Here is a 10,528-nt window from a genome sequence, read left to right on the forward strand (position 1 = left end):
TTACGCTGTGAAGGATCCAGGCCGAGGGAGGCCCTGTGTTCAACATGTTCGAGGAGCTCTTCGCACCAGGTCGCAAGCACACCAACGACGAACGCAAGCGGCTGGAACTGTCCCGCGTGGACCTGAACGACGGTGACCCCGGCCGCGGCCCCATAGACCTGTCCTCGGGCAAGGTGGTCGTACGCCTGCCCGCACAGGAGCAGGAGCAGGAGCGGACGGCCACGGATCAGGACGAGGGCGGGGACGCGGACGAAAACAGGGCCGGGAACGGGGCCTGAGGTCGGGCCCGCTACTTCACCTCCAGCTCCAGGATCCGGTCGTCCCCGCTCCCCGGCGACCCCCGCCCGTCCGTCTCGCTCGTGACCAGCCACAGCTTGTCGTCGCCCGCCGGGACCACCGTGCGCAGCCGGCCGTACCTGCCCTTGAGGAAGGCCTGCGGGTCGGCGGCGGCCTCGGTGCCACGCAGCGGGATGCGCCACAGGCGTTCGCCGCGCAGACCCGCCATCCAGATCGAGCCCTCGGCATAGGCGATGCCGCTGGGCGAGGCGTCGTTCGTGTGCCACTGGGCGATCGGGTCGTGGTACTTGGCGTCGTTGCCCTTGCCCTCGACCTCCGGCCAGCCGTAGTTGTCGCCCGGCTTGATCTGGTTCAGCTCGTCCCAGGTGTCCTGGCCGAACTCGGAGGCCCACAGGCGCTGTTTGTCGTCCCAGGCGAGGCCCTGCACATTGCGGTGGCCGTAGGAGTACACGGGGGAGTCGTCGAAGGGGTTGCCGGGCGCCGGCTCGCCCTCCGGGGTCAGGCGCAGGATCTTGCCGCCCAGAGCCTTCTTGTCCTGGGCCAGGCCCGTGTCGCCGGTTTCGCCCGCGCCCGCGTAGAGCATCTTGTCCGGACCGAACGCGATCCTGCCGCCGTTGTGGATCATCCCCTTGGGGATGCCCTTGAAGATCGTGTCGGGCGCGCCGAGCTGCTCGCCGGGCGGCTTCTTCTCGTCGTACAGCATGCGGGCGATGCGGTTGTCGGACTCCGTGGTGAAGTACGCGTAGACCATGTGGTCCGTGGCGTACGTGGGGGAGAGCGCGAGGCCCAGCAGGCCGCCCTCTCCCGCGGGGGCCACCCCGGGGACCTCGCCCAGCACGGTCTTCTTCCCGGTGCGCTCGTCGACCCGGGTGATCGTCCCCTCGTCCCGTGAGGAGACGAGGAGGTCGCCCTCGGGCAGCGGTGCGAGGCCCCAGGGGGACTTCAGGCCCTCGGTGACCGTGCGGACCACCTTCACCGAGCCCTTCGCGGGAGGGGCGTCCTCCTGGGCCTTCCTGGAGGGCGTGGCCCCCTGCTTCGTACCGCTCGGTGACGCGCTCTTGCCGCCGGTCGGCTCTCCTCCCCCGTCGGAGGAGCAGCCGGCCGCCAGCAACAGTGCGCCCGTGGCCAACACGGCCGTCACAGCTCGACGTTGCACGATCAAGGTCCCTTCGACGCGACGGTTCTACTGTGTCTTACACCGTGAGCGTCCTGCAGGTTCCCGATCAACGAATCCTGGCGGGGGCTCAGTCCCAGGATCCGCGCGCCCCCGGCAGCTCCGCGATCTCCGTGAGATCCCCCGCCGTCAGCTCCAGTGCGGCCGCGCCCGCGTTCTCCACGGCCCACCGCTCCCGTTTCGCCCCCGGCACCGGCACCACGTGCCGCCCCTGCGCCAGCACCCAGGCCAGCGCCACCTGTGCGGGGGTGACGTCGGCGCCGTGCCGGCGGGCCACCCGCCGCAGGCCGACGACGATCGGCTGGTTCGCCGCCATCATCTCGGCGGTGAAACGGGGGTGGCGGGCGCGTACGTCGTCGGGTTCGAAGCCTTCTCCGGGGGTGAGCGTCCCGGTCAGGAAGCCGTTGCCGAGCGGCATCGCGGCGAGGAAGCCCACGCCGCGCGCCGCGCACCACGGCAGCAGCGCGTCCAGGGCCTCCGCCGACCACACCGACAGCTCGGCCTCGACCGCGCTCACCGGGAAGACCTGCTGCACCCGCTCCAGCTGCCGGATCGTTCCGTCGTGCAGCCGACCGCCCGAGCGCCGTCCGGCGCGGGCCCCTACCGCACAGAGCCCCAACGACCGTACCTTTCCGGCCGAAACGAGCTCGGCCATCGCGCCCCACGTCTCCTCGACCGGTACCTCGGGATCCGCTCGGTGCAGCTGGTAGAGATCGATCACGTCCGTCTGCAGTCGGCGCAGCGACGCGTCGCAGGCCCGTTTCACATAGCCGGGGCGCCCGTTGGCCACGATGTGCTGCTCGCCCACCAACAGACCGACCTTCGTCGACACGAAGGCCTCGGACCGCCGCTCCTTCAGCACCCGGCCCAGCAGCAGCTCATTGGTGAACGGCCCGTACATGTCGGCCGTGTCGAGCAGCGTCGACCCCCGGTCCAGCGCCGCGTGCACCGCGCGCAGCGACTCCTCGCCGCGCTGCCGCGAACCCGTGTAAGCCCAGCTCATCGGCATGCACCCGAGCCCGACCGCCCCCACATCGAGCGTCGCCGCACCGATCGTCCTGCGCTCCACCTGGACGTACCCTCCCTCTCCTGGCACCCCCAAACTAACCTCTGCACCGCCGGCCGCTTCGCATAGCCTCCTGACCATGACTTCCGACGTATGGCTTCCGTTTCACGCCGAAGAGATCGACGGCCTCCCCGAGGGCCTCAATTACCGCTTCTGGGACGGTGACCAGGAGTTTCCCGCGGATCCCGGCGACTGCGCGTTCTATGTCGTCCCTTACATGAAGCCGGCCCCCGTCTCACGGCGTCCGATGGCCGAAATGGCATCGGTGCGTGCCGTGCAGACGCTCTCCGCCGGGGTCGACCATGTGCTGCCCGCCCTCAAGTCCCTTCGCCCGGGCGTGCAGTTGTGCAACGCGCGCGGGGTGCACGAGGCGAGCACCGGTGAACTCACCCTTGCGCTGATCCTCGCGTCCCTGCGGGGCATCCCCGGCTTCGTCCGGGGCCAGGACAAGGAGGAGTGGCGGTCGGGGTTCTACCCGGCGCTGGCCGACAAGACGGTGCTCATCGTGGGCTACGGGTCGATCGGGGCCGCCATCGAGGACCGGCTCGCGCCCTTCGAACTGGAGCGGGTGGTGCGCGTCGCACGCTCCGCGCGCACTACGGCGCACGGACCGGTGCACGCGCTCACCGATCTTCCCGCCCTGCTGCCCGAAGCCGACGTCGTCGTCATGTCCACCCCCCTCACCGAGGCCACACGAGGCCTGGTGAACGCCGACTTCCTGTCCCGTATGAAGGACGGCGCCCTGCTGGTCAACGTCGCGCGCGGACCCGTGGTGGACACGAAGGCCCTTCTCGCCGAACTCGAGAACGGCCGTATCACCGCCGCACTCGACGTCACCGACCCCGAACCGCTGCCCCAGGGACACCCGCTGTGGCACGCCCCCGGGGTACTCATCAGCCCGCACGTCGGCGGCCCCACCTCGGCGTTCCTGCCCCGCGCCAGGCGGCTCCTGGTGGCACAGCTGAACCGTTTCGCGCGCGGGGAGCCGCTGCGGAACGTAGTACTGACAACCGGCGCGTAACACGCTTCTGTTCACAGAGTGTTCGATTCCCGTCCGGTTCGAGCACTCTTCGCAGTCCCCCGAATGCGCGGTGTGTCCATACCGCCGCTGATCGTCACGGAGCGTAGAGGAACTATGTCCCTGAGTGACGAGACTGGTGTATCGTCCCGACAGGGGCTGCGCCGCGCACCGTTCGGCGCCGGGGATGGAACATCAAGACTGCGAGGGGGGCGACGGGCGATGCACAGCCTATGGAGCAACGATCCGACGCGGCGGGGACGCCGACGACCCTGGTGTTCGGCCGCGCGCAGACACAAACCGGGCTGCCAGAGCGGACATCACCACCGCAGGCACGGCAGCCGCCGGAGGCATCCTCACCCAGCGCCGAGGGACCCGCGGGATCCGCGGGACCCCGCGGCGCGGACCGGGTGGACCCGGTGAGCTCCCCGGGAGCGCTGCTGACCCGCCGGCCGATGACCGGCGGCGGGACGGGCCTGTGCTCACAGCTCGTACTGGCCCTGTTCTGCGCGGGATACGCCGTCGGTTCCGCGATCGGCTGGGGCTCCGCGAGCCTCGCACTGGTCATGGGCGATTTCGGGCTGAGCGCCGCGGCGGGCACCGCGGCGGTCTCCTGCTTCCTCTACGCCCGCACTCGTCGCAGCCGCTTTCGACCCGCGTGGCTGCTCTTCTCGCTCTCCTCCGCCATGGCGTCGCTGGGCAACCTGGTCTGGGGGTGGTACGAGGTGGTCCTGGACCGCCCGGTACCCAGCCCCAGCTTCGCCGACCTGTTCTTCCTGTGCTTCGCTCCGCCCGCCATCGTAGGACTGCTCGTGCTTGCCAAGAGGCCCGTGACCAAGGCGGGTTGGGTGTGCCTGGCGCTGGACGCCTGGCTGATCGGCGGCTCGCTGCTCACGCTCTCCTGGAGTCTCGCCCTCGCACAGGCGGCGAGGTTCGACGGGCCGAGCGTCGCCCACACCGCGCTCTCCCTCGCATACCCGCTGCTGGACATCGCGCTGGTCAGCATGGTGCTCGCGCTGCACTTCCGGCGCTCCCCGGTGAACCGCTCCGCGGTGAACACGGCGATCGGCGCACTCGCCCTGACCGTGATGTGCGACGCCCTGTTCACCTCACCCCTCCTGCACAACGACTACCGCTCAGGGCAACTCCTCGACGCGGGCTGGTTCGCCGGCTCGCTGCTCCTGGCGTACGCCCCCTGGGCGAGCCGCTTCGGACGGGCGGACAGCGACGGGCACGCGCGCGTGGTGCACGAACACATCCCGGGACCGCGACAGGAAGGGCTCCGGCGGTACGAGGGCCGCGACGGACGCGACGGGTACGACGGGTACGACGAATACGCGGGGCATGAGGAACACCAGGAGCTTCAGGAGTACCAGGAGCACCAAGGTGACCTGGAGCGTCGGGGAGGGCATCCGTACGTGCTCCCGCAGGACGGCGGACCCGGTCGGTATTCGGCCACCCGCCCGATCACCGGATCACTGGCCGCGCTCACGCCCTATCTGGCCGCCGCCGTCTGCACGTTGGGGATCCTTTACAACGTCCTCAACGGCCGCAGCGTCGACCGCGTCGTGCTCATCACCGCTGGCATGGTCGTCCTCGCCCTCGTCGTGCGCCAGGGCATCATGCTGCTCGACAACATCACCCTCACCCAGGAACTGGCGCAGAAGGAGAACCACTTCCGCTCCCTGGTCCAGGGCTCCAGCGACGTCATCATGATCGCCGCGCCCAACGGCATCCTGCGCTACGTCAGCCCCGCCGCCGCCGGGGTCTACGGCAGGGCCGCCGAGGACCTCGTCGGCTCCGAGCTCGCCACGCTCATCCACCCGGAGGACCTGGGCTGCGTGGTGCACGAGGTGCGCCGCTTCCTCGCCGCCAGCCCCGTCGAGGAGCCCACCACCCGCATCGAGTGCCGCTTCAAGTCCGGTGATGGGGGCACCTCCCGCTCGAGCGGAGCCGAGAGTGGGGGAGGCTGGCTCAACGTGGAGTCCACCGTCAACCGCCACCACGGCGGCCTCATCTTCAACAGCCGCGACGTGACCGAAAGGGTGCGCCTCCAGGCCCAGTTGCAGCACAACGCCGAGCACGACCCGCTCACCGACCTGCCCAACCGTGCCCTGTTCACCCGGCGCGTCCAGCAGGCGCTCTCCGGCCGCCGCTCCTCCGACCGCGGCACGGCCGTCCTCTTCATCGACCTCGACGGCTTCAAGGCCGTCAACGACACGATCGGGCACCAGGCCGGGGACGAGCTCCTCGTCCAGGCCGCCCGCAGACTCCAGGACGCGGTCCGGTACGGGGACACCGCCTCCCGGCTGGGCGGCGACGAGTTCGCGGCCCTCATCGTCGGCGACGGCACCCGCGACCGCACCGCGCGCGAACGCCATATCTTCGAGCTCGCCGACCGGCTGCGCGTCACGCTCTCGCAGCCGTACGACATCGACGGCAACGATGTCCGGGTCGCCGCGTCCATCGGTGTCGCGTTCTCCGAACCGGGTCTCGGCGCGGGCGAGCTGCTGCGCAACGCAGACCTCGCCATGTACCGCGCCAAGGCGGCCGGCAAGGGCCGCGTCGAGCTGTACGCACCCCAGATGCAGCAGGACGTCGTACGCAAGGCGGAGCTGGCCACCCGGCTGCGGGCCGCCCTGCACGACGGCGAGTTCGCCCTGCTGCACCAGCCGGTGGTCTCGCTGGAGAACGGCCGGATCACCTCGGTCACCGCCCAGGCGCGCTGGCGTTCCTCCCAGGGCGTGTTCTTCACGCCCGCCGAGTTCCTGCGCGTCGCCGAGGACAGCGACAAGACCGCGGAGCTGGGCCGCTGGATGCTCGAGGAGGCCGTCGAGCAGGCCTCCGAGCGCGCCGCCACCGGCCTCGCGGTGCCCGTCGGGGTCCGGATGAGCGCAAGGCGCCTGCTCGACCGCTCGCTGCCCCTCGGTTCCATCGAGTCCCTTCTCACCCGGCACGGCCTCGCCTCCGGGGCGCTGGTCGTCGAGTTGTCGGACACGGATCCGAGGGTCTCCCTGGACGAGCTGGAGCGCCGCCTGAACGCGCTGCGCAGGCTCGGCGTCCGGATCGCCCTGGACGGCTTCGGCAGCGGCTATGCGGCCATCACCGCGCTGCGCCGCCTCCCCGTCGACGTACTGAAGCTGGACAGAAGCCTCGTCGAGGGCGTCGTCGAGTCCGCTCGGCTGCACAAGATCACCAGCGGGCTGCTGCGCATCGCCACCGACCTGGGGCTGCAGTCCGTGGCCGACGGTGTGGACCTGCCCGAGCAGGTCGTCGCCCTGCGCGCGATGGGCTGCACCCATGGACAGGGCATGGCCTTCTGCGGGCCGCTGGACGAGTACCGGCTGCGCCGGGCGCTGTCCGCCGGCCACTATCCGGTCCCGCACGGCCCGGCCGAGCCCGCGTTCGCGGGCGGCGGCGCCGGGGTGTACACCGGTGGTGTGTCCGCTGTCTACGGGGGCGGTACTGCCCTCCGCTCACATAATGAGACTCCCGTCCCACCCACTTGACAGTCAGTGCGTGCCGGGGGGAGGGTCAATGCCATGCGCACCCGAATTCTCGTACTTGGAAAGCGCGTCGGCTGAAGCTGGTGACTACCGGACGGACCCGGAACACCCAGCGACCGCACCCGGCGCGCTCCCCTCGCTTGCCTCACGGCACGAGGGGTTTTTTGTTGCACAGGCACCAGTCCAACACCGTACAAACCTCGCAAAAACCCTCAGCATCGAGAAGAGAATGCCGATGACCGAGCAGGCCACCGGGGCCCACCATCCGCAGCCGCGGCCCCGTTCCGGAGGACAGCCGTCCGCCCCCGAGCACGTCACGGGCGCGAAGTCCCTCATCCGTTCTCTTGAGGAGGTCGGGGCCGACACGGTATTCGGCATTCCCGGCGGTGCGATCCTCCCGGCCTACGACCCGCTGATGGACTCGAAGCGCGTGCGCCACGTGCTCGTGCGCCACGAGCAGGGCGCAGGTCACGCGGCCACGGGTTACGCGCAGGCCACCGGCAGGGTCGGTGTCTGCATGGCGACTTCGGGTCCCGGTGCCACCAACCTGGTGACGCCGATCGCGGACGCCCACATGGACTCGGTGCCGCTCGTGGCGATCACCGGGCAGGTGGCGTCGAAGGCGATCGGCACGGACGCCTTCCAGGAGGCGGACATCGTCGGCATCACGATGCCGATCACCAAGCACAACTTCCTGGTGACCAAGGCGGAGGACATCCCGCGGACGATCGCGGAGGCCTTCCACATCGCCTCCACCGGCCGTCCCGGCCCGGTCCTCGTCGACATCGCCAAGGACGCCCTCCAGGCGCAGACCACCTTCCAGTGGCCGCCCACCCAGGACCTGCCCGGCTACCGCCCGGTGACCAAGCCGCACGCCAAGCAGATCCGCGAGGCCGCCAAGCTGATCACCCAGGCCAAGCGGCCCGTCCTCTACGTCGGCGGCGGCGTCCTCAAGGCAAGCGCCACCGCCGAGCTGAAGGTCCTCGCAGAACTCACCGGAGCGCCCGTCACCACCACCCTGATGGCGCTCGGCGCATTCCCCGACAGCCACAAGCTGCACGTGGGAATGCCGGGCATGCACGGTGCGGTCACCGCCGTCACCGCGCTGCAGAAGGCCGACCTGATCGTCGCCCTCGGAGCCCGCTTCGACGACCGCGTCACCGGCAAGCTGGACAGCTTCGCCCCGTACGCCAAGGTCGTGCACGCCGACATCGACCCCGCGGAGATCGGCAAGAACCGAGTCGCCGACGTGCCGATCGTCGGTGACGCCCGCGAGGTCATCGCCGACCTGGTCCAGGCCGTGCAGAAGGAACACAGCGAGGGCCACCGGGGCGACTACAGCGCCTGGTGGAAGGACCTGAACCGGTGGCGCGAGACATACCCGCTGGGCTATGAGCAGCCGGAGAACGGCTCGCTCTCGCCCCAGCAGGTCATCGAGCGCATCGGACAGCTCGCCCCCGAGGGCACGATCTTCGCCGCGGGCGTCGGCCAGCACCAGATGTGGGCCGCGCACTACATCCAGTACGAGAAGCCCTCGACCTGGCTGAACTCCGGCGGCGCCGGAACCATGGGCTACGCGGTCCCGGCCGCGATGGGCGCCAAGGCCGGTCAGCCGGACCGCACGGTCTGGGCGGTCGACGGCGACGGCTGCTTCCAGATGACCAACCAGGAACTGACCACCTGCGCCCTGAACAACATCCCGATCAAGGTCGCCATCATCAACAACGGCGCCCTCGGGATGGTCCGCCAGTGGCAGACCCTCTTCTACAACCAGCGCTACTCCAGCACGGTCCTGCACGCCGACGACACCGGCCACCACACGGCCGGCTCCCAGGTCGGCGCGTCCACGGCGCCCCGCCAGGGCACCCGAGTTCCCGACTTCGTGAAGCTGTCGGAGGCCATGGGCTGCTACGCGATCCGCTGCGAGTCCCCGGACGACCTCGACAAGTGCATCGAGGAAGCGAACTCGATCAACGACCGCCCCGTCGTGATCGACTTCATCGTCCACGAGGACGCCATGGTGTGGCCGATGGTCGCCGCCGGCACCTCGAACGACGAGATCATGGCAGCCCGGGACGTCCGCCCCGACTTCGGCGACAACGAAGACGACTGAGAGCCGTAGGAAAAGGAACGAGACCCATGTCCAAGCACACGCTCTCCGTCCTCGTCGAGAACAAGCCCGGTGTCCTCGCCCGGATCACGGCCCTGTTCTCCCGGCGCGGCTTCAACATCGACTCGCTCGCCGTCGGAGTAACCGAGCACGCCGACATCTCCCGCATCACCATCGTGGTGAACGTGATCGAGGAACTCCCCCTCGAACAGGTCACCAAGCAGCTCAACAAGCTCGTCAACGTCCTGAAGATCGTCGAGCTGGAACCCGGCTCAGCCGTTCAGCGCGAACTCGTTCTGGTGAAGGTGCGCGCCGACAACGAGACGCGCTCCCAGATCGTCGAGATCGTCCAGCTGTTCCGCGCCAAGACCGTGGACGTCTCCCCGGAGGCCGTCACGATCGAGGCCACCGGCGGCAGCGACAAGCTGGAGGCCATGCTCAAGATGCTGGAGCCCTTCGGCATCAAGGAGCTCGTGCAGTCCGGCACGATCGCCATCGGCCGCGGCGCCCGTTCGATCACCGACCGCTCGCTGCGCGCTCTGGACCGATCCGCGTAACTCTGGAACCGGCTTGATCCGGGCGGTCGGCGATCGTCGACCGCCCGGATGCCGAGACCCGAAAACTTCCCTTCCCCCGCCCGCCGTACGGTGGGACGCAACACCGCACACCAAGGAGAACCCCAGTGGCCGAGCTGTTCTACGACGCCGACGCCGACCTGTCCATCATCCAGGGCCGCAAGGTCGCGGTCATCGGCTACGGCAGCCAGGGCCACGCCCACGCGCTGTCGCTGCGTGACTCGGGTGTCGACGTGCGGGTGGGTCTGCACGAGGGCTCGAAGTCGAAGGCGAAGGCCGAGGAGCAGGGCCTGCGTGTGGTCACGCCGGCCGAGGCCGCGGCCGAGGCCGACGTCATCATGATCCTGGTCCCGGACCCGCTGCAGGCGCAGGTCTACGAGGAGTCCATCAAGGACAACCTCCAGGACGGCGACGCGCTGTTCTTCGGCCACGGCCTGAACATCCGCTTCGACTTCATCAAGCCCCCGGCCGGCGTGGACGTCTGCATGGTCGCTCCCAAGGGCCCGGGCCACCTGGTGCGCCGCCAGTACGAGGAGGGCCGCGGCGTTCCGTGCATCGCGGCCGTGGAGCAGGACGCGACGGGCAACGCCTTCGCGCTCGCGCTGTCGTATGCGAAGGGTATTGGCGGCACCCGCGCGGGTGTCATCAAGACGACGTTCACCGAGGAGACCGAGACCGACCTGTTCGGTGAGCAGGCCGTTCTCTGTGGTGGTACGGCCGCGCTGGTCAAGGCGGGCTTCGAGACGCTGACCGAGGCCGGCTACCAGCCGGAGATCGCCTAC

The 10,528-nt window shown here is 69.7% G+C and carries 8 protein-coding genes; 6 read left to right on the forward strand and 2 right to left on the reverse strand.

All coding sequences use genetic code 11. The features are described 5' to 3' along the window. Positions 1 to 35: 35 nt before the first annotated feature. On the forward strand, positions 36 to 278 hold the full coding sequence (locus ACN6LB_RS21985) for a DUF6191 domain-containing protein (RefSeq protein WP_356133991.1): 243 nt from the start codon (positions 36 to 38) through the stop codon (positions 276 to 278). Positions 279 to 289: 11 nt separating this feature from the next. Here ACN6LB_RS21985 and ACN6LB_RS21990 read toward each other — a convergent pair whose 3' ends face one another. Beyond that, on the reverse strand, positions 290 to 1,438 hold the full coding sequence (locus ACN6LB_RS21990; protein ID WP_445027401.1) for a PQQ-dependent sugar dehydrogenase: 1,149 nt from the start codon (positions 1,436 to 1,438) through the stop codon (positions 290 to 292). A gap of 103 nt (positions 1,439 to 1,541) precedes the next feature. Next, positions 1,542 to 2,540, reverse strand: coding sequence for an aldo/keto reductase (locus ACN6LB_RS21995; protein ID WP_445027402.1), 999 nt, complete (start codon positions 2,538 to 2,540; stop codon positions 1,542 to 1,544). A gap of 76 nt (positions 2,541 to 2,616) precedes the next feature. Here ACN6LB_RS21995 and ACN6LB_RS22000 point away from each other — a divergent pair, with 76 nt between their 5' ends. From ACN6LB_RS22000 to ilvC, 5 genes are all read left to right on the forward strand, one after another. Continuing rightward, on the forward strand, positions 2,617 to 3,558 hold the full coding sequence (locus ACN6LB_RS22000) for a 2-hydroxyacid dehydrogenase (protein ID WP_356133985.1): 942 nt from the start codon (positions 2,617 to 2,619) through the stop codon (positions 3,556 to 3,558). A 452-nt stretch (positions 3,559 to 4,010) separates the two neighbouring features. Then, positions 4,011 to 7,064, forward strand: a complete 3,054-nt coding sequence (locus ACN6LB_RS22005) for a putative bifunctional diguanylate cyclase/phosphodiesterase (protein WP_445027409.1) — start codon at positions 4,011 to 4,013, stop codon at positions 7,062 to 7,064. A 226-nt stretch (positions 7,065 to 7,290) separates the two neighbouring features. After that, positions 7,291 to 9,174, forward strand: coding sequence for an acetolactate synthase large subunit (locus ACN6LB_RS22010; protein ID WP_445027403.1), 1,884 nt, complete (start codon positions 7,291 to 7,293; stop codon positions 9,172 to 9,174). A gap of 26 nt (positions 9,175 to 9,200) precedes the next feature. Then, positions 9,201 to 9,728, forward strand: coding sequence for an acetolactate synthase small subunit (ilvN, locus tag ACN6LB_RS22015; RefSeq protein ID WP_356133981.1), 528 nt, complete (start codon positions 9,201 to 9,203; stop codon positions 9,726 to 9,728). A 125-nt stretch (positions 9,729 to 9,853) separates the two neighbouring features. Further along, positions 9,854 to 10,528, forward strand: a 675-nt coding sequence (ilvC, locus tag ACN6LB_RS22020) for a ketol-acid reductoisomerase (protein ID WP_445027404.1), incomplete at its 3' end; no start/stop codon positions are given.

The organism is Streptomyces sp. SAS_270 (genome assembly GCF_052543295.1).

Excerpts from the sequence above, each read along its gene's own strand:
- ACN6LB_RS22005 (WP_445027409.1), top strand. The coding sequence starts at position 4,011 with ATGACCGGCGGCGGGACGGGCCTGTGCTCACAGCTCGTACTGGCCCTG.
- ACN6LB_RS22000 (WP_356133985.1), top strand. The coding sequence starts at position 2,617 with ATGACTTCCGACGTATGGCTTCCGTTTCACGCCGAAGAGATCGACGGC.
- ilvN (WP_356133981.1), top strand. The coding sequence starts at position 9,201 with ATGTCCAAGCACACGCTCTCCGTCCTCGTCGAGAACAAGCCCGGTGTC.
- ACN6LB_RS22010 (WP_445027403.1), top strand. The coding sequence starts at position 7,291 with ATGCCGATGACCGAGCAGGCCACCGGGGCCCACCATCCGCAGCCGCGG.